Source organism: Rhizobium sophoriradicis (assembly GCF_025200795.1).
GTDB classification, from domain to species: Bacteria; Pseudomonadota; Alphaproteobacteria; order Rhizobiales; family Rhizobiaceae; genus Rhizobium; species Rhizobium sophoriradicis.
In genome coordinates, this window is record NZ_CP104152.1 from 3,306,874 (window position 1) to 3,326,741 (window position 19,868).

General features: G+C 63.1%; 16 protein-coding genes. 7 read left to right on the forward strand and 9 right to left on the reverse strand.

The genetic code is table 11. The features are described 5' to 3' along the window. Nucleotides 1–3: 3 nt before the first annotated feature. Together N2597_RS16350 and N2597_RS16355 are read left to right on the forward strand one after the other, a co-directional pair. On the forward strand, nucleotides 4–924 hold the full coding sequence (locus N2597_RS16350) for a nucleoside hydrolase (protein ID WP_183598334.1): 921 nt from the start codon (nucleotides 4–6) through the stop codon (nucleotides 922–924). Continuing rightward, nucleotides 921–2,708: an adenine deaminase gene (locus N2597_RS16355; protein ID WP_096765043.1), complete on the forward strand. Its 1,788-nt coding sequence runs from the start codon at nucleotides 921–923 to the stop codon at nucleotides 2,706–2,708. The genes N2597_RS16350 and N2597_RS16355 overlap by 4 nt, the downstream gene beginning before the upstream one ends. A 172-nt stretch (nucleotides 2,709–2,880) precedes the next feature. Here N2597_RS16355 and N2597_RS16360 read toward each other — a convergent pair whose 3' ends face one another. The 6 genes from N2597_RS16360 to N2597_RS16385 form a co-directional block, all read right to left on the reverse strand. Continuing rightward, complete coding sequence (locus N2597_RS16360; RefSeq protein ID WP_183598332.1) at nucleotides 2,881–4,047, reverse strand: M20 aminoacylase family protein; 1,167 nt, start codon at nucleotides 4,045–4,047, stop codon at nucleotides 2,881–2,883. 91 nt (nucleotides 4,048–4,138) lie between these two features. Continuing rightward, nucleotides 4,139–5,644 carry a tripartite tricarboxylate transporter permease gene (locus N2597_RS16365; RefSeq protein WP_077990385.1) on the reverse strand — a complete coding sequence of 502 codons (1,506 nt, stop codon included), beginning with the start codon at nucleotides 5,642–5,644 and terminating at the stop codon, nucleotides 4,139–4,141. 9 nt (nucleotides 5,645–5,653) lie between these two features. After that, entirely contained in the window at nucleotides 5,654–6,115 is a 462-nt protein-coding gene (locus tag N2597_RS16370; RefSeq protein WP_009982366.1) for a tripartite tricarboxylate transporter TctB family protein, read from the reverse strand. 199 nt (nucleotides 6,116–6,314) lie between these two features. Beyond that, complete coding sequence (locus tag N2597_RS16375; RefSeq protein ID WP_038691001.1) at nucleotides 6,315–7,298, reverse strand: tripartite tricarboxylate transporter substrate-binding protein; 984 nt, start codon at nucleotides 7,296–7,298, stop codon at nucleotides 6,315–6,317. A 197-nt stretch (nucleotides 7,299–7,495) separates the two neighbouring features. Continuing rightward, nucleotides 7,496–8,830, reverse strand: coding sequence for a sigma-54-dependent transcriptional regulator (locus N2597_RS16380; protein WP_086156360.1), 1,335 nt, complete (start codon nucleotides 8,828–8,830; stop codon nucleotides 7,496–7,498). Continuing rightward, a complete protein-coding gene (locus tag N2597_RS16385) occupies nucleotides 8,827–10,701 on the reverse strand; it encodes a sensor histidine kinase (protein ID WP_245345039.1) in 1,875 nt (624 codons plus the stop codon). The genes N2597_RS16380 and N2597_RS16385 overlap by 4 nt, the downstream gene beginning before the upstream one ends. Nucleotides 10,702–10,812: 111 nt before the next feature. Here N2597_RS16385 and N2597_RS16390 point away from each other — a divergent pair, with 111 nt between their 5' ends. Beyond that, a complete protein-coding gene (locus tag N2597_RS16390) occupies nucleotides 10,813–11,475 on the forward strand; it encodes a sulfite oxidase-like oxidoreductase (protein ID WP_077990395.1) in 663 nt (220 codons plus the stop codon). Here the strand turns inward: N2597_RS16390 and N2597_RS16395 are convergent. From N2597_RS16395 to N2597_RS16405, 3 genes are read right to left on the reverse strand one after another with little or no spacing between them, the layout of a single operon-like run. Next, nucleotides 11,460–12,083 (reverse strand): hypothetical protein, encoded by a 624-nt coding sequence (locus N2597_RS16395; protein WP_406549664.1) that lies wholly within the window; start codon nucleotides 12,081–12,083, stop codon nucleotides 11,460–11,462. The two genes, N2597_RS16390 and N2597_RS16395, sit on opposite strands and share 16 nt — an antisense overlap. Continuing rightward, a complete protein-coding gene (locus tag N2597_RS16400; RefSeq protein WP_077990397.1) occupies nucleotides 12,083–12,817 on the reverse strand; it encodes a CbtA family protein in 735 nt (244 codons plus the stop codon). Before N2597_RS16400 ends, N2597_RS16395 begins: the two co-directional genes overlap by 1 nt. Nucleotides 12,818–12,830: 13 nt before the next feature. Continuing rightward, nucleotides 12,831–13,040 carry a CbtB domain-containing protein gene (locus N2597_RS16405; RefSeq protein WP_010060821.1) on the reverse strand — a complete coding sequence of 70 codons (210 nt, stop codon included), beginning with the start codon at nucleotides 13,038–13,040 and terminating at the stop codon, nucleotides 12,831–12,833. 232 nt (nucleotides 13,041–13,272) lie between these two features. On the opposite strand from N2597_RS16405, the gene N2597_RS16410 reads away from it, so the two are divergent. From N2597_RS16410 to N2597_RS16425, 4 genes are all read left to right on the forward strand, one after another. Next, nucleotides 13,273–13,827, forward strand: coding sequence for a histidine phosphatase family protein (locus N2597_RS16410; RefSeq protein WP_010060819.1), 555 nt, complete (start codon nucleotides 13,273–13,275; stop codon nucleotides 13,825–13,827). A gap of 483 nt (nucleotides 13,828–14,310) precedes the next feature. Next, the gene (locus N2597_RS16415; protein ID WP_183598328.1) at nucleotides 14,311–15,882 is read left to right on the forward strand and encodes a putative bifunctional diguanylate cyclase/phosphodiesterase; all 1,572 of its coding nucleotides are present in this window, start codon (nucleotides 14,311–14,313) and stop codon (nucleotides 15,880–15,882) included. Nucleotides 15,883–16,199: 317 nt separating this feature from the next. Beyond that, the gene (locus tag N2597_RS16420; protein ID WP_077990403.1) at nucleotides 16,200–17,378 is read left to right on the forward strand and encodes an acetate/propionate family kinase; all 1,179 of its coding nucleotides are present in this window, start codon (nucleotides 16,200–16,202) and stop codon (nucleotides 17,376–17,378) included. A gap of 71 nt (nucleotides 17,379–17,449) precedes the next feature. After that, nucleotides 17,450–19,837: a phosphoketolase family protein gene (locus tag N2597_RS16425; RefSeq protein WP_086156361.1), complete on the forward strand. Its 2,388-nt coding sequence runs from the start codon at nucleotides 17,450–17,452 to the stop codon at nucleotides 19,835–19,837. Nucleotides 19,838–19,868 lie beyond the last annotated feature (31 nt).

A 19,868-nucleotide genomic window follows, 5' to 3' on the forward strand; every position in this document is an offset into this window, starting at 1 on the left:
ATCATGGGCGTCTGGATCGATACCGACATGGGCTTCGACGATATTGCCGCCATCCTGGTGGTGGCGCAGTCGGAATATGAGATCGACGGCGTCTCGCTCGTCTTCGGCAATGCGCCGCTGTTGCAGGTGAGAAAAAATGCCGCCGGTGCCGGCAGCGCCTTCGGCTGGACATTCCCGATGCATACCGGCCGCGCCATGCCGGTTCTCGGCAAGCTCGAAACCGCACAGGCGATCCTTGGCGAAGCCGGCATTCCGACCATCGGCAGGAGCCTGCCGGAGGCGGGGGCCCTTGGCGAAAGCGACGCTTTCGCAGCACTTTGCCTCTGGCTCGAAGGCGACGGGCCACACCGCATCCTGGCGCTCGGGCCTCTCACCAATATCGCCGCCGTGGCGCTCGCCCGTCCTAATCTTGCCGCCCGCATCGACGACCTCGTCTGGATGGGCGGCGGTGTCACATCGGGCAATCATACGGCGTCTGCCGAATTCAACGCGCTCGCCGATCCCGAATCGCTTGCGATCGTCATCGCCCATCGCCTGCCGCTGCGCATGGTCGATCTCGATCTTTGCCGCAGGGTGCTGGCAAAGCCGGAGGATGCCGAGGCGGTGCGCAATGCCGGTGGCGGCAATGCCGAACTGATTGCCGACATGTTCGCTGGTTATATAAGCATCGCCACCAGCCGCGGCCGCCCTGGAATGGCGATCTACGACCCCTGCGCCGCCGTCGCCTTCGTCGCTCCAGATATCGTCAGCTTCCGCCCGGCGCGCATCGACGTCGAGCTGCAAGGTCACTTGACGCGTGGTCGCACCGTCGTCGAGACCCGCGCCACTCATGCGACCTTCAATGCGCAATTCGCCGCCGACATCGATGCCGACAGGGCGCGCGCCATCATTCTGGCCGCCCTTGTCAACGAGGCACGCAAATGACCGTCACCTCTCGCCAAGAGCCCGCCGACCTCAACGATCCTGCCTTGCGCGCCCGCGCCGTTGCTGCTGCGCGCGGCGATGCCCCCTTCGACGTGCTGATTACCGGCGGCCGGCTGCTCGACGCTGTGACCGGCTTGATGCGGGACGCCGATATCGGTCTCGTCGGCACGCTGATCGCCAGCGTCCATGCTCCGGCAAGCCGCATGGATGCAGCCGAGATCATCGATGCGGCGGGCAGCATCCTGACGCCCGGCCTGATCGACACGCACATGCATATCGAAAGCTCGATGGTCACGCCCGCCGAATATGCGAGCGCCGTGCTGCCGCGCGGCGTTACCACCATCGTCTGGGATCCGCATGAATTCGGCAACGTGCATGGCCTCGACGGCGTGCGCTGGGCAATCGAGGCAGCGCGCTCACTGCCGCTGCGCATGATCCTGCTCGCCCCCTCCTGCGTGCCGTCGGCACCCGGCCTGGAACTCGCCGGCGCCGATTTCGATGCCGCCGTCGTCGCCGAGATGCTGCGCTCGCCGGCCGTCGGCGGCGTCGCCGAAGTCATGAACATGCGCGGCGTCATCGACGGTGACCCGCGCATGGCGGCCATCGTCAATGCCGGCCTTGCCTCCGGCAAACTCGTCTGCGGCCATGCTCGCAGTCTCGAAGGTCGCGATCTCAACGCCTTTATGGCGGCGGGCGTCAGCTCAGACCACGAACTCACCTCCGGCGCCGATCTTTACTCCAAGCTTGCCGCCGGCCTGACCATCGAGCTGCGCGGTTCTCACGACCATCTGCTGCAGGAATTCGTCGAGGTGCTGAACGGTCTCGGTCACCTGCCGCCCACTGTTACCCTCTGCACCGACGACGTCTTCCCCGATGAACTCTACGAAAGCGGCGGCCTCGACGATGTCGCCCGCCGGCTGGTGCGCTACGGCATGAAGCCGGAATGGGCGATCCGCGCAGCGACCTTCAATGCGGCACAGCGTTTGAAGCGCTCCGATCTCGGGCTCATCGCCGCCGGACGCCGCGCTGATATCGTCTTCTTCGAAGATCTCACCGAGTTCCGGGCGCGGCTGGTCATTTCAGGCGGCCGCATCGTCGCCCGCAACGGCAGCATGCAGGCCGCCGTCCAGCGGCTTGATACGGCACCGCTTGAAAATTCGGTGAAGCTTCCGCCACTCGTCGAAAATGACTTCCTCATTCCATCCGAAGGCGCGCGCGTCCGCGTCGCCACCATCGACCGCCCGCGCTTCACGCGATGGGACGCGACGGAGACGGAAGTCAGAGACGGTTTCGTCGTGCCGCCAACCGGCAGCGCCATGATCGCCGTCGCCCACCGCCACGGCAAGGCCGACGGCACCCCGCGCATCGGCTTCCTCACTGGCTGGGGCGACTGGCGCGGCGCCTTCTGCACCACCGTCTCGCACGACAGCCATAACCTCACCGTCTTCGGCGGCAACGCTCGCGACATGGCGCTCGCCGCCAACGCCGTCATATCAGCCGGCGGCGGCATGGCGGTCGCCAAAGACGGAAAGATCGAGGCGATCCTGCCGCTGCCGCTCTCCGGCCTCGTGACCGGCGCATCGCTAGCGGACACCGCTTCGACCTTCGCCGGCATCCGCAAAGCCATGGAAAAAATCGTCGACTGGAAGCCGCCCTACCGGGTCTTCAAGGCCTGCTTCGGCGCAACGCTCGCCTGCAATGCCGGCCCGCATCAGACGGACCGGGGGATTGCGGATGTGGTGACGGGGAGAATGATGAAAAGCCCGGTGCTGGAGATTCTGTAGGGCCGGGGCATGAACCAGACAATGATCGGCGTGCCCGATAGCCCCCTCATCCGCCCTAACGGGCACCTTCTCCCCGCTGGGGAGAAGAGGGAATCGAGACGTTGCCACAAGTCTCTTCTCCCCTCGGAGAGAAGGTGCCCGTTAGGGCGGATGAGGGGGCCGCAAACGCCAGCTAACCCTTCAACTCCCGCTCCACCAATGACACCCAATAAGCCGCGCCGTAGCCAAGCGCCTCATCATTGAAATCATAGGCCGTATTGTGATGCAGCGCCCCGCCCTCCGCCGGCCCGTTGCCGAGCCAGACGTAACAGCCCGGCGCATTCTGCGCGAAGAAAGCGAAATCATCGCCCGCCGTCGACGGCGGGAAGTTTGTCCGCACCTTCCCGAACACCGAGCCGGCCGCTGCGAGCGCCCGGGCAGTCGCATCCGCGTCATTGATCACCGGCGGGATCCGCCGCTCGAAATGATATTCGACTGATATGCCGTACATGGCCGCAGTCCCCTGCGCCAACCGGCCGATCTCGGTCTCCATCTGGTCCCGCACCTCGTGCGAATAGGCGCGTGCCGTGCCGCCGATCTCGACCAAATCGGGAATAACGTTCAGCGCCTTGGAATCGCCCGCCTGCAGGAAACAGGCGCTGACGACGGCCGGCTGCAGCGGATCGACCACGCGGCCGACGATCGTCTGCAGCGATGACAGGAAAGTGCCGGCGGCGGTGATCGGATCGCGGCCGAGATGCGGCTTGGCGCCGTGTGTGCCGACCCCGCGAAAGGTGACGCGCCAGCTGTCGGAAGAGGCAAGCTGCGGCCCCGCGACCACGGCGATCTCATCGACCGCAAGCCCTGGCATATTGTGCAGGCCGTAGACGGCATCGCAGGGGAAGAGCTTAAACAGCCCCTCCTCCACCATGCGCTTCGCGCCGCCGCGTCCCTCTTCGGCCGGCTGGAAAATGAAATGCACCGTGCCGGAAAAACCCCGCGTCGCCGCAAGGTGCCGCGCGGCGCCGAGCAGCATCGCCGTATGGCCATCATGGCCGCAGGCATGCATTTTGCCAGGCACGTTCGATTTATAAGGCCGCTCCGCCGTCTCAGTCATGGCGAGCGCATCCATATCGGCTCTCAACCCGATCCGGCGTATGCCATCGCCGACCTTGAGCGTGCCGACCACGCCGGTGCGGCCAAGGCCGCGATGCACCGTGACACCGGCCTCCTCGAGAAGCTTCGCGACGATGCCAGCGGTGCGCTCCTCCTCGAAACCGAGTTCGGGATGGGCGTGCAGATCGCGACGCAAGGTCGTGAGGAACGGCAAATCGTCCTTGATCCGGGCGGGGATGCTCATTGCCAGGATATCCCTTTATACGAAACGGGCGCCCAACCGGCGCCCGCGTCAGATCATCCTTGTTCATCAAACAAGCTGTGACTTCAAGCCCTCAGGCTTCTTCGACAAACACCTCCTCGCGCTTCTTCTTGACGCTCGGCAGGAACACGACAATCAGCACGGCAACCGCGATCGCCAGAAGCGTGGCGCTGATCGGACGGGTGACGAAGGTGGTCGGGTCGCCGCGCGACAGGATCATGGCGCGCCTGAGGTTCTCTTCCAGAAGCGGTCCAAGCACGAAGCCGAGCAGAAGCGGCGCCGGCTCGCAGCGAAGCTTTGCCAGCACGTAGCCGATGAAGCCGAAGAAGGCGACTGCATAGAGGTCGTAGACGTTCGTATTGACGCTGTAGACCCCGATCGAGCAAAAGGCCATGATGATGGGGAAGAGCACGTAATAGGGAACGGTCAGCAGCTTCACCCAGAGCCCGATCAGCGGCAGGTTGAGGATCACCAGCATCAGATTGCCGATCCACATCGAGGCGATGATGCCCCAGAACAGCGCCGGCTGCTCGGTGGCGACATTCGGCCCCGGCACGATGCCCTGGATGATCATCGCGCCGATCATCAGCGCCATGACGGGATTGGCGGGGATGCCGAGCGTCAGGAGCGGAATGAACGAGGTCTGCGCCCCGGCATTGTTAGCCGATTCCGGTCCGGCGACACCGGCAACCGCCCCCTTGCCGAATTCCTCCGGAGTCTTCGACATCCGCTTTTCCACCGTATAGGAGGCGAAAGCGGCCAGGATCGCGCCGCCACCCGGCAGGATGCCGAGTGCCGAACCGATCGCCGTGCCGCGAATGACCGGCGCGATCATCTCCTTGAATTCCTGGCGTGAGGGTAACAGGCCGGAGACTTTGGCCATCAGCACCGTCCGTGTCGACTCGCCCTCGAGGTTGCGCAGGATTTCCGCCACCCCGAAGACGCCGACGGCGAGTGCCACAAAATTCAGCCCGTCGGCATATTCGCGGATGCCGAGCGTGAAGCGCGGCGTGCCGGTGTAGATGTCGGTGCCGACGAGGCCGAGCAGCAGCCCGAGCGCCACCATCGCCAAGGCCTTGACGACCGAGCCGTGGGCAAGCGCAATCGACGAAACCAGGCCGACGATCATCAGCGAGAAATATTCCGCCGAGCCGAATTGCAGCGCAATCGCGGTGAGCGGCGGCGCAAAAATTGCAACCAGGAAGGTCGACACACTGCCGGCAAAGAACGAACCGAGCGCTGCGATCGCCAGCGCCGCCCCCGCCCTGCCCTTACGCGCCATCTGATAACCGTCGATCGCGGTAACGGCGGAGGAGGATTCGCCCGGCATGTTGATCAGGATTGCCGTCGTCGAACCGCCATACTGTGCACCGTAATAGATGCCGGCGAGCATGATCAGCGAGGAGACCGGTTCGAGCTGGAAGGTGATCGGCAGAAGCATGGCGATCGTCGCCGTGGCGCCGATGCCGGGCAAGACGCCGATCAGCGTGCCGAGCAGCACGCCGATCAGGCAAAAGAGCAGATTGTCAAACGTGCCGGCCGTCGCAAAGCCGAGCGCGAGATTGCTGAAAAGATCCATCATCGCCTCCTAGAACCGGACCCAGGGGCCGAAGCGCTCGAACGGCAGGCCGAGCCCATAGCTGAAGACAGCCACCGAAAAGACCGTCAGCAAAAGCGAAAGAATGATCGCAAAGAACACGTTCATCCTTTGCGATGCGAAGCAGGCGATGAAGGCGGTGAAGAACAGCGCCGGCGCAAATCCGAGCCCGCGCACGGTCAGCCCGAAGAAGACCGGAGCCGGCAAGATGAACAGCATGCCGCGCCAGGCAAAGGGGTCAATCGGCTCACCCTCCACGCGCAGCGCCTGAATGAAGATGATCGCGCCGAGCAGTACGAGCACGGCGGAAAGCAACAGCGGAAAATAACCAGGCCCCATGCGCAGTGTCGTGCCGAGGTCGAGCCCCAGCGACTGGAAGGCGAAGAAAGCGCCGGTCGCGACGAAAAGCGCGCCGCAGATCGCATTGGTGGTATCGAAACTGATGGATTTCATGGTGTCTCCTGGAGTTGGAGATGGTTCACGTGATGCCGTCACAAAGGAGCTAGCCCTCATCCGCCTGCCGGCACCTTCTCCCCACAAGCCGGGAGAGATATGCCGCCGGCCCCCTGCAGCTGCTATTGAGCACGCAGTCCCCTCTCCCCGTTTACGGGGAGAGGGTTAGGGTGAGGGGCTATTCCTGGCACATCCCTCACTAGTCGGCATATTCCCCGGCAGCCTCGATCACCGGCTTCCAGCGGGCGATTTCGCTTTCGAGCTTGGCCTTCAGCGCGGCCGGCGTCGCATCGGCGTCGGAGGACGGCGCCGTGCCCAGTTCGGCGAAGCGGGCGCCGACATTCGGATCCTTCAGCGCGACCTGCAGCGACTTCGACAGCCGCTCGTTGATCTCGGCCGGTGTGCCCTTCGGTGTATAGATGCCGTGCCAGATACCGACTTCGAAGCCCGGCAGGCCGGCTTCGACCGCCGTCGGAACATCCTTCATCACATCGAGGCGCTTAGGCGAGGTTACGGCATAGGCCTTGATCGTGCCGCCCGTTATTTGCTTCGTCGTGTTGGTCGTCTGGTCGCACATGATATCGACCTGGCCGCCGAGAAGATCGGTCATGGCAGGACCCGTGCCCTTGTAGGGAACGGTCGTCAGCGGCGTCTGGATGGCGCTCATGAACATCATGCCGCAGAGATGCGAGGCTGCGCCGATGCCGGCATTGGCGACCGTCACCTTGTCCTTGTTGGCCTTGACGTAGTCGATCAGCCCCTTGAGGTCGGCCGGCTCCAAGTCCTTGCGGGCGACGATCGTCATCGGCACCTCAGTGACGAGGCCGACATAGTCGAATGCGCCGAGCGTGTCATAGGCGAGCTTGCGGTAGAGCGTGGCGCTGGTCGCCATGCCGATATGGTGCAGGAGGATGGTGTATCCATCGGGATCGGCGTTCGCGACCCGGCCGGCGCCGAGCGTGCCACCGGCGCCGCCGACATTTTCGACGACGATCTGCTGGCCGAGATCCTTCGACATGGATTCGGCGACGAGGCGTGCGACGGTATCGGTCGGGCCACCCGCTGAAAAGGGTACGACCATGGTGATGGTGCGCTCGGGATAGGTTTGCGCCGAAGCGGCGCCGGCGAGAACAGACACCGCGGCAGCCGCGGTCAGGCCGAGCATGGCCTTCAGGATTTTCATCGTTTCCTCCCTGATGAAACAACCGCCGGCACATCCTCCGCGCCGGTTCCGATCGCTATTTGCCGCCGGAAAAGGTCCAGCTGCAACCGCCGCCACCGCTTTCACAAGACGAATTTGCGACAGTGCGATGCAGCATGGGTCGATTTGGAAACAAACGGCTCTCGCGATGGGTGGAAATCCACCCATCGGAATGTGGATCAGCCGTCGGTAATCAGCATCCGCTTGTCGAGGCCGTATTTCTGCATCTTTTCGTAGAGCGTCTTGCGGGAAATGCCGAGCGATTCATAAACCGGCCGAAGGCTGCCGCCATGCGCGACCAGCGCGCTGGCAATGACGCCTCGCTCGAATTCGGCGACTCGCTCCGCAAGCCCCATCGCCTCTTCGGCCTGCCACCCGCCATTGTCGAGACCGAGGACCAAACGATCGGCGGCATTCCTCAATTCGCGGACATTGCCGGGCCAGTCACGCTGGGCAATGTCGGAGATCACCTCCGGCGGCACGAGGAGTTCGTCGCGGCCGTAGCGGGCGGCCGCCTCTCGCACTAGTTGCAGGAAAAGCAGCGGAACGTCCGGCCGTCGTTGAGACAGCGACGGCACGTGCAGCGTCGCAACATTCAGCCGGTAGAAGAGATCGGCACGGAAGCGGCCGGCTGCCACCTCCGCCTCGAGATCCACCTTGCTCGTCGCAATGAAGCGGACGTCGAGCGGCACGATCTCGTTCGACCCGAGCCTGGAAATCACCCGCTCCTGCAGCACCCTCAGGAACTTCGCCTGCAGGTCAAACGGCATGGAGCCGATCTCGTCGAGCAGGATGGTGCCGCCGCGCCCGTGCTCGAATTTTCCGTAACGCGGCCTGACCGCTCCCGGAAAGGCGCCTGGCTCATGACCGAAAAGCTCGCTCTCGATGAGATTCGCCGGCAGCGCGGCGCAATTGATAGCGATGAACGGCCGGCTTGCCCGGGCACTGATGTCGTGAAGCGCGCGGGCCACCACCTCCTTGCCGGCGCCGGTCTCGCCGACAATAAGCGTATCGGCATCGCTCGCCCCGATCGCCCGGATGCGGTAGCGCAGATCCACCATCACCTGTGTACGCCCCGGCAGCCGCGCCTCGATATCGTCGCGTTTGCCCGCGACCGCCTTCAGCAGCCGGTTTTCGAGCACGAGGCCACGCCGCTCCATTGCTCGCCGAATGACCCCTGCGAGCATTTCAGGCGTGAACGGCTTCTCGATGAAATCATAGGCGCCTTCGCGCATCGCCTTCACCGCAAGCTGGACGTCGCCGTGGCCGGTGACGAGGATAACTGGCACTTCCTGATCGATCTCGCGGATTTTCTGCATCAGCGTCATGCCGTCGATACCGGGCATGCGGATATCGCTGACGACGACGCCGGGAAAGCTGTAGCCGATCAGCTCCAGCACATGATCGCCGTTCGAAAAGGTCTCGACGCTGAAGCCGGAAAGCTCCAGCGCCTGCGCAGTCGACCGGCGCAACTCTTCTTCGTCGTCGACAAGCAGGATCTTCGCTTCGTTCATTCCGCCGCCTCCGGCATCAGCCCTGCCGCCGACCGCAGCTCGATGCGGAACACCGCGCCCCCTTCGGGATGATTGGCGGCGGCAAGGCTGCCGCCGAAATCCTTGACGATGTTATAGGAGATCGAAAGCCCCAGACCGAGCCCCTTGCCGACGCCTTTCGTCGTGAAGAACGGATCGAAGATGCGCTCGGCAATCGCCGCCGGCACACCCGGCCCATGGTCGCGCACGGTCAGCACTACCTTGCCGGCCTCCTCGAAAGCCGACACTTCGATGCGCCTGTCAGCCAGTCCTTCGACCGCATCGGCGGCATTGGAGATGACGTTCACCAGCACCTGCTGCAGACGCACCGAACCGGCACGCACGACCGGCGGCTGCGTTCCGAGGTCGAGCCGGAGCTCGGCGTCCGCCGCCTTCAGCCGCCATGCGACGATTTCCAGCGTATCACGCATCGCATCGTCGAGAGCGACCGGCCCGAGTTTCTCGTTCGGTTTGCGGGCAAAGTTGCGCAGGTGCCGGCTGATCGAGGCCATGCGGTCGATCAGACCGCCGATCCGCCTAATATTGTCCCTGGCCTCCTCCATTCGCCCGCGGTCGATCAGCACGGCGGCGCTGTCCGTATAGGTCTTGGCTGCGGCGAGCGGCTGATTGAACTCATGCGAAAGAGCCGCCGACATCTGCCCGAGCCCGGCAAGCTTGCCGGCCTGGATCAGATCGGCCTGGGTCTGACGAAGCTGCTGTTCGGTCAGCCGTCGCTCTGAAATCTCCTCCTCGATGCGGCTGTTGACGCGGGCAAGATCGGCGGTGCGCTCCTCAACCCGGCGCTCCAGCTCGCCCTGCGCCTCAGCCTGCATCTGCATGCGCTCGGCAAGCCGCGCCCGCCGCTGGCGGAGCACAGCGACGGCGAGCGCGGCGATACAAAGGATGAGGAAGACGGCCACCAGTGCCGTGCGCGCCTGGGCGCGGATGGAGCTCGTTTCCATCAGCACGTTCACCGTCCAGTCCTCGGCCGGCATGTAATGCGACAGCACGAGATATTCGCTTGCGCCCCGATCACTTGCCAGCGTCATCAGCTCGTGCTGTTCGAAGCGGTGACGCACCACCGGCAACCCGGTCAGCCTGGCATTGGCATAACGCCGCGAGGCTTCCGTGCGGGCGATGCGGTCGGACGTCAGCGGCAGGATTGCTCCGTAGAGCCATTCCGGGCTTCCCGACATGAAGATGATGCCCTCCGGATCGGAGACGAAGATCTTGTATTCCCCGCCGCTCCAGGAGGATTCGATCATGTCGATATCGACCTTGAAAACGATGACGCCACGGATGTCAGCCCCGACCCTGATCGGCGCCGAGAAATAATAGCCGCGTTTCAGTGAGGTTGTGCCGAGCGCATAAAACCGCGCCTGCCGCCCCTCGATCGCCTCCTGGAAATAAGGCCGATAGTTGAAATTTTGCCCGACGAAGCTTCCCGGTCCATCATAATTACTGGCGGCGATCGTCTCCCCATCCGGCTTCACGACATAGATGTCGGACGACTTCAACAGCCCGTTGATCTCCTTGAGGTAGAGATTGGCAGTCTCGCGCAACGCCCCGTCGTCGGGGGTGCTGACCAGCTCCTTGATATCGTCGTGATCGGCAATCAGCGCCGGCAGCGCCTCGTAGCGATTGAGGTGGCCGCTGAGCGCCGAAACCGCGAGACGCAGCGTCGTTCCAGCCTGCGCCGAGGCTTCTTCCATGTAGGCGCGCGTCGCAATCGCGCTTCCATAGGTGAAGAAGGCGAAAATGATTATCGGCACTACCAAAAGCGCCGCTATCGCGCGATATCTCGAAGACAGATCCGGCTCCTCCCTTTCTGCCTCCACTCCCCAGCAAGGCACGCCCGACGGGCTCCAAGTCTAATGATACAGACGGGGATTTCCAAGGGTCTGCCGAAACTTGACACCCGGGGAGCCGAATGCCCTATTGCGGCATCCCAAGGAGACCCGCTCATGAGCGACGACCAGACGCCCTCCGACAGCAAGCTGACCAGTTCCAAACGCCGCTGGGCGGCGGAGGGAAAATTCCTGACCGGCCGCGTCAGCCGTCCTGAAGCCGAGCGCCTGCCACCCGGTCAGCACCTCGTCAAGAACTGGCCGGTGCTCGATCTCGGCCAGCAGCCGGTCATCTCCACCAACAGCTGGCGGCTCGATGTCCGCGGCCTGGTCGAAACACCGCTCACGCTCAACTGGGCGGCCTTCCAGGCGATCGAGCAGAGCACCAAGGTCAGCGATATCCACTGCGTCACCACCTGGTCGCGTTACGACAACAACTGGAAAGGCGTTTCGACGCGGGATCTGCTCGATCTCGCCATGCCGAAGCCGGAAGCGGCCTACGTCCTGCTGACGAGTTATGACGGCTACACCACCAACCTGCCGCTTGCCGATTTCGCCGCCGAGGACGCGATCCTGGCGACCTCATGGGAGGGCCTGCCGCTGACATCAGACCATGGCGGCCCGATGCGCCTGGTCGTGCCGCATCTATATTTCTGGAAAAGCGCCAAATGGCTGCGCCAGATCGAGCTGATGCCCGCCGACAAGGCCGGGTTCTGGGAAAAGAACGGTTACCACATGTATGGCGATCCGTGGCGCGAACAGCGCTATTCCGACGACTGAGCTTTCGGCCGCAAGACGCGTCTAAGCACAAGGCCGGCAAGACCGAACAGGGCAGCCAATCCTGTCAACGATGCCATGCTGGCAGGATGAAGCGGCACTTTGCTCCAATTTGGCTTGACGATGTCGGCGGTGTTGAAGGCCTCGCCGCTGAACTGGCAGGTGATGAGCGCGAGCCCGCGTCGCGCCATATCCGCGTCGATTGCCGAGATGATTTCACCCGCCGCGGCCGCCTCCCGCGGCATCTCCCGCATCGACAGCAATACAGCTTTCGTCGCCGCAAGATAGGCATGGGCGCATTCGTTGAAAGGGCTTTCCTCGTCCGTCACGCTGCCCGGCATCCGGCCCCACAGACAATAGGAATACTGGATCTCGGCGTAGTTCAGGACGCGGCGGAACGGTTCGTTGGTATCGACCGCCCGCGACGCCAGCCCGATAATCCCGCTGCGGTAATCGGAAATGACCGCCATCTCGCCGTGGGAAATGGCGGGGATCTCGAGGCCGGCATGGCTACCGTCGGCGCTGCGCTCATGGGCAGACGTGTTTCCCGCAAGCAATGGGAACAGGCTTGCGATCAGAGCGAGAGCCGCAAACCTGCCGATGCGCCGGATCACCGGAAGGCGGGCCGCAGCCCGCCCTTGAGGGCAAGCCGTCTTTCCGCGAGCGCTCCGAAGGCAAGGCCGAGCGTTGCCCAGAGAATCGCGTGCATGCCGAGCGAGGTCGTGCGGAACCGCCAGAGTACCATCGCCGAGAAATTCTCCGGCACTTCGTTGATCGGGGGCAGCAGATAAAGCACGACGCCGATGAAGACGAGATAGGCGAGAGCGGCGACGATCGCGCCGTTCCAAAGCCCGAAACGCTCGGAAAGGCGGCGCGACAGCGCCACGGCGGCAATCAGCGCCGCGACCGAAACGACGATCATCAGGAAGAACAGCTCCGTCCTGACGCCGATCGTGTCGGGGTTGCCGACCGCCGGCGGGTTGGCCGGATATTTGATACCGGGAACGAGCACGATCGCCACGAAGGCGGCGATGGCGATGACAGCAGAGGTGCCACGCGCCGAAAGAGCGCTGAAGCGCCCGTGCACGAAAGCAAAGGCGAGGGCAAATAGTCCGCCGACGGCAACGCTGTAAGCCATGACGCCGGTGAAGAGGCCGAGACCGGCCTGCGTGGCGCGGCTGACGACTTCAGGTTCGGCCGCTTGCCCGGCCGCCTGCGCGCTCGCCTCTTCGAAGGCGATTGCCGCATCGACCAGCGGTTCGCCGAAGATATGGGCGAAGGCGAAAACGAGAATGCCAGCAATCACGCCCGCGAACATGCCGCGAAGCAAAAGGTTTCCAACCATGTCGGGAACTCCCTCAGTGGCAGGGAAAGCCGAGAAGGTGGCGGCCGTCATGCACGAATTCATGCACATACATGCCGTTGAACAGCGCCATCGCGCCTTCCTCGGTGCCGACGAAATAGATGGCGATGAGCATCAGCAGGCCGCCGAAGATCGCCCAGGGCAGGATTTCGCCGACCGGGATCGGCGCTGGTGCCGCGACGGGCGTGAAAGTGGTGTCAGACATGTATTCCTCCGGAATGACGCGTTCAGTCGAAAGAGTGCTTGTGCGGCAGGGTCTGACTTCCAGCGCGAAGAGCTTTCGACACGCTGGTCACAGTGGCGCGACCGCGCCGGATTTCCACCGGCTTCCAAACCCGCAACAGCCCGGTTATATCTGCACGCCGAAGAGACTGTCAACGAAACTTCACGAAACGCCTAAGGGCCATCCCCACCGCTATCCGGAGATCAGCACGACCGTGAACACGCGCCTCACCTGGATCTGCCACGGCGCGACGGCGGCGAGTCGCAAGGCCCTTTTCCCGCTCGACGAACCGCTGGAAGGCAAGGCCGCTGAAGAAGCTGGCGGGATGGCCGTCCTCCCCCGTGCCGACCGTATTGTCACGAGCCCCGCCTTGCGTGCCCGCGAGACAGCCGAGGCGCTGCGGCTTCAGGCCGGGATAGAGCCGTCGCTTCGCGACTGCGACCATGGCCGCTGGGCCGGCAGGCCGATCGCGGCGATCGAGGCGGAAGAGCCGGAAAGCCTCATGGCCTGGATGACCGAGCCGGCAGCAGCACCGCACGGCGGCGAGAGCCTTGTTGATCTGCGAAAGCGCGTCGTCGGCTGGATGGACACCCAATCGGCCCTCGGCGGTCACGTCATCGCCGTCAGCCATGCGGCTGTCATCCGGGCGGCCGTCGCACATGTGCTTCAGGCGCCGCCTTCCTCCTTCTGGCTGAGCGACGTCGAGCCGCTCGCCATCCTTCGCATGACCAGCAACGGCAGCCGCTGGTCTCTGCGCTTCCAGCATTAGAGAACCCGCATTTTATCCAGCCTTACACAAGCAAATTGTGTCATCCCTGTTGAACCCGGTTGCCCGGGGACTACCTTCCTTGTCCCAAGGAGATGGAAGAATGACATATGATTGGAGTGGAGAACGGACGCGGCGCCTGCGTTTTATGCGCTTCGCCACGTTCACGGTTCTGGCCGGTCTCATCGTCAGCGTTCCGCTGCTGATCGTCACCGCCTGACGCACGAGAAAGGGCGAGCATGCGATAGCACGCTCGCCTTCGTTCTTCATCCTATCTTTGCAGTACCAATCACCTGCGGCAATTATTCTCCTTATGGTCGAGATCCGTCAAACAGCCGCCACGCAATTCCGGTTGTATCTCAATACCATCGGGGCTTCTGATGCCGCAGCGGCAAACCCGCCCCTCTGAAAATTCGCCTTCTGGTTTCAACGAACATTTCAGACTTTTGTGATATCACCACGCGGGGTGGAGATGGAGAAGGCATTATGCCGGTGTTTTTCCAGAGCAGAGCCGGAAGGCAATGCATGTCGATCGTCGGTTTGGGGATAACCCTCTGGCTCCTCGGTACGCTGCTCCGGTTCGACGACAGCCTCGTTTCATTCATGACCCATTTCCGCGCCTATGGCGCCGACAAGCTCGTTCTTGGGCTCGGCATCGCTGGCGCTATGAGCTTCGTCTATTCGGTGCTGCGTATTGCCGACCTGCGCAAGGAAATGGAATTGCGCGTCGCCGCTCAGGCGAAGGCCGATTGGACGGCAACTCATGACCATCTGACCAAGCTACCGAACCGCTACGCCTTCGAGCGCAAGGCTCTCGCACGGCCTATCAAAAACGACGAGGCCGAAGTCGAGGAATGGGACGACAACGTCACCATTTTCTCTGTCGATCTCGACGGCTTCAAGAAAGTCAACGATCTCGTCGGCCACAAAGGCGGCGACGTGTTGCTCATCGAAGTCGCCAGGCGCATCTGCGCGCTCGGCAATGCAGATTGCGTCTACCGCTTTGGGGGCGACGAATTCATCATCGTCGCCTTTGCTTTGACCGCGCAACGGGAGGAGCGTTTCGCCAGGCTGCTGATCCAGGCCGTGACCCGACCGATCCATATCGATGGCTTTGCCGTCGAAGTCGGCGCCAGCGTCGGCTACGATCGCTGGGCTGAGGGAACCGAACCGCTGGAAGATGCCGCCCATCGTGCCGACCTCGCCATGTACGAGGCCAAATCACGCGGCCCCAACCATTTTCTCGCCTTCGAAACCTCAATGCAGGACAAGGTAGCCGAGCGCGCCTCCTTGGAAACCAGACTGCGCGCCGCAATCGCCAGTAAAGACATTAAGCCCTTCTATCAGCCGCTGATCGACCTGAAGACCGGCCAGCTCTGCGGTTTCGAAGCGCTCGCGCGCTGGGCGGGCGAGGATGACATCCACATTCCGCCGCCGGTCTTCATCGACATTGCCGAGGAAACCGGCATGATCACCGCCTTGTTCGAGGATCTGCTCGCCCAGGCCTGCAGCGACGCGCTCACCTGGCCGGCGCATGTCATGTTGTCCTTCAACATCTCGCCAGTGCAGATGGAAGACAAGCTCTTGACATCCCGCATCCTCAAGGTGCTGTCGGCAACCCGGCTGCCGCCGCAACGCCTGGAAGTGGAGATCACCGAGAACGCGCTGATTCAGGATCCCGCCATCGCCGCCGTCATTCTTGAAGAACTGCATGCTGCCGGCATCCAGATCGCCCTTGATGATTTCGGCACGGGCTATTCGAGCCTCGCCCAGCTCGCCCGCTACCGCTTCGACAAGATCAAGATCGACAAAAGTTTCATCGCCACCTATCGCGACGACGAACGCCAGGAAAAGATCGTCCGCGCCATGCTTGGTCTCGGCAGAAGCCTCAATATCAAGACGACTGCGGAAGGCGTCGAGGAGCATGGCCAGCTCACCTTCCTGCTGCAACTCGGCTGTGACATCGGCCAGGGCTATCTTTTCGGCAAGGCGATGCCCGCCGCCGAGGCGGACACCTTCATCCGCGACCGCAACGCCAATCTGGCATCCACGGCCTGACGAGGCTTTAAGCGCGTCGCATTCAGTTTGATTTATGCGACGCGCTAGAACACCTGCCGCAGGATCATGGGAAGCATCGCGATGAACCTCTCAAGACGTCCTCACCACCCACGCCCGTAAGTCACTGACGGCAGAGCATTGCCCGCTGCGGGATGGCTGAGGGGCGCATTCATGAAAGGTGCCGGGTTACAATCCGAATGCATCAAGAGGGCCGGGCGGGCCCGCAAATACGCGTGACGGACGAATAGATATCTTTCCATCAGAAGTCCCGGCACTAAGTTCGGTCATCATTATGCCTGCGCGGAACTGCTAAAGACATGTCATCGACCGACCTGCTTCTGACCTTCAATGCCGGCTCTTCTACCGTCAAAATCGGCATCTTCTCGATTGAGAGCGCCGAAGCACGACACATCGGCAAGTGCGTCATCGATTTTCGTGCCGACCCACTCAGCCTCAGCCTGAACAAGGGACTGCAGACGTTCGACCTGCCGCTGAAGGCGGAGGTAACGGACGACCTGCACGGCGTCATCGATGAGACCTTCGGGCTTCTCGCCAACCACTTCGACATGACCGCCGCGCACGCCGCCGGTCACCGCGTCGTCCATGGCGGCGACCGCTTCACGAGGGCAGCCGCCCTCGACACCACCACAATCGATGCCGTCGAAGCGCTGATCCCGCTCGCGCCGCTGCACCAGCCGCAAGCGCTGCGTTTCATTCGCGCGCTCAGACATGTGAAGCCGCATCTTGTCCAGACAGCCTCCTTCGACACCGCCTTCCATGCCACGCAGGATGATCTCGTTCGCCGTCTCGCCATACCCCGTTCCCTGCATGACGAGGGCATCAAGCGTTACGGCTTCCACGGGCTTTCCTATAAATTCATCGCTGGTGAACTTGCCGGCAAGGCGCCGCAGGCTGCCAAGGCGGTGGTCGCCCATCTCGGCAGCGGCGCCAGCCTCTGTGCGCTCGACAAGGGCATCAGCCGCGATTGCAGCATGGGCTTTTCGACGCTCGACGGCATCCCGATGGCAACGCGCCCGGGCTGGCTCGATCCCGGCGTCATCCTGCATCTGGCAGGAGAGAGAAAACGCTCCCTGGGCGAGATCGAGGATCTGCTCTATCACCGCTCGGGCCTGCTCGGCGTTTCCGGCATCAGCGCCGACACGCGCGACCTGTTGACGGACGGACGGCCGGAAGCGCGCCAGGCGATCGACCTCTTCACGCTGCGCATTGCCGGCGAGATCGGCCGCATGGCGGTAACTCTCGGCGGCCTCGATGCTGTCGTTTTCACCGCCGGCATCGGCGAAAATCAGCCGGAGATCCGCGCCGGCGTGGCGAAACACCTCGCCTGGTTCGGCCTTTCGATCGACGAAGAGGCGAATGCCGGCAATGATTTTACGATCAGCGCCGGGGAAAGCCGCGTGGCTGCCCATGTCATCGCCACGGACGAGGAACAGGTGATCGCCGACGAGGCGCTATCCCTTCTCGCCGCCCGCTGATCCAGATCAATGGCGCGCTGGCGTCAGCGGCTAGAAATAACGTTAAAGGCGTTTTCGAACGGGAGAGACCCATGGAAGAGCATGTCGCAACCGCCGCCGCCCTGACCGATACCGAACTCACCCTGATCGACCGCTACTGGCGGGCCGCCAATTATCTCTCGGTCGGCCAGATCTACCTGCTTGCCAATCCGCTGCTGCGCGAGCCGCTGAAGGCGGAACACATCAAGCCCCGCCTACTCGGCCACTGGGGTACGACGCCCGGCCTCAACTTCATCTATGTGCATCTCAACCGTGTGATCCGCGCCCGCGATCTCGACATCATCTATATGTGCGGCCCCGGTCACGGTGGGCCCGGCATGGTTGCCAACACCTATCTCGAAGGCAGCTATAGCGAGATCTATCCCGATATTTCCGAGGATGCCGAAGGTATGCGCAAGCTCTTCCGGCAATTCTCCTTCCCCGGCGGCATCCCGAGCCACGCGGCACCGGAAACGCCGGGCTCGATCCATGAGGGTGGCGAACTCGGCTACGCCCTCGTCCATGCCTATGGCGCCGCCTTCGACAATCCCGACCTGATCGTCGCCTGCGTCGTCGGCGACGGCGAGGCCGAAACCGGGCCGTTGGCGGCGAGCTGGCATTCAAACAAGTTCCTCAATCCCGCCCGCGACGGCGCCGTGCTGCCGATCCTGCACCTGAACGGCTACAAGATTGCCAACCCGACCATTCTCGGCCGTGGCGGAGACGATGATCTCCGCCGTCTTTTCGAAGGGTACGGCTACGAACCGTTCTTCGTCGACGGCCATGAACCGCGCGATATGCACCAGCAGATGGCCGCGACGCTGGACAGTGTCTTCGGCCGCATCCGCGAGATCCAGAAGCAGGCCCGAGGGGGCGAAACCGCGGAGGGTTGCCCGCGCTGGCCGATGATCGTGCTGCGCAGCCCCAAGGGGTGGACCGGCCCAAAGGAGGTTGACGGCAAGATGGTGGAAGGCTTCTGGCGCGCCCACCAGGTGCCGGTCTCCAATTGCCGCGGGGATGACGGCCACCGCAAGATCCTCGAGGACTGGATGCGCGGCTATGATCCGGAAGACCTGTTCGGCGCCGACGGCCGGCTGAAACCCGAATTGCGGGCGCTTGCGCCTGTCGGCAAACGCCGGATGGGCGCCAATCCGCACGCCAATGGCGGGTTGCTGCGCAAAGAGCTCGATGTTCCCGATATCAGCGACTACGCTGTCGTGATCGGCAAGCGCGGCAGCGCGATGGTGCAATCGACGGAGATCCTCGGCCATTACCTGCGCGACACGATGAAGCGCAACGAGGCGGCGGCGAATTTCCGTATCTTCGGTCCCGACGAAACGGAATCGAACCGCCTCGGCAGCGTCTTCGAGGTCACCGACCGCGTCTGGATGGAGGATATCGAGCCCTATGATATCCACCTCTCCCGCAATGGACGCGTCATGGAGGTGCTCTCCGAACATCTCTGCCAGGGCTGGCTGGAAGGTTACCTCCTGACCGGCCGCCACGGCCTCTTCTCCTGCTATGAGGCCTTCATCCACATCATCGATTCGATGTTCAACCAGCACGCCAAATGGCTGAAGGTGACGCGCGAGCTTGAATGGCGAAAGCCGATCTCGTCGCTGAACTACCTGCTGACCTCGCATGTCTGGCGCCAGGACCATAACGGCTTCAGCCATCAGGATCCCGGTTTCGTCGATCTCGTCGCCAACAAGAAGGCCGATATCGTTCGCATCTACCTGCCGCCGGATGCCAACACCCTGCTCTGGGTCGGCGACCATTGCCTGCGGACCTATGACCGCGTCAATGTCATCGTCGCCGGCAAGCAGCCGGAGCCGCAATGGCTGTCGATGGACGAAGCGATGAAACATTGCGAGGCAGGCATCGGCATCTGGCACTGGGCAAGCAACGAGGAAGATGCCGTCGCGCCGGACCTCGTCATGGCCTGCGCCGGCGACGTGCCGACGATGGAGACGCTTGCCGCCGTCGACCTTTTGCGCAAGGCGGTGCCGGCGCTAAAAATCCGCACCGTCAACGTCGTCGATCTCTTGGCGCTGCAATCCAGGGACCAGCACCCGCACGGCCTGACCGACGACGCCTTTGACGCGATCTTCACGCCGGACAAGCCGGTGATTTTCGCCTATCACGGCTATCCCTATCTCATTCACCGCCTGACCTATAAGCGCACCAACCACGAAAACATCCACGTCCGCGGCTTTATCGAAGAGGGCACGACCACGACGCCCTTCGACATGACCGTGCTCAATGAACTCGATCGCTACCACCTCGCCATCGAAGCGATCGAGCGCGTCCCGGGTGTCAAGGAAAAAGCAGGCGAAGCCCTCGCCGCCTTCCGTCGCAAGCTTTCGGAACACCACGACTATGTGCGCGAACATGGCGAGGACATGCCGGAGGTGCGGAACTGGACATGGCCGGCGACATGAGACATCGGTGACTGACGCCTGCGAATGCGCT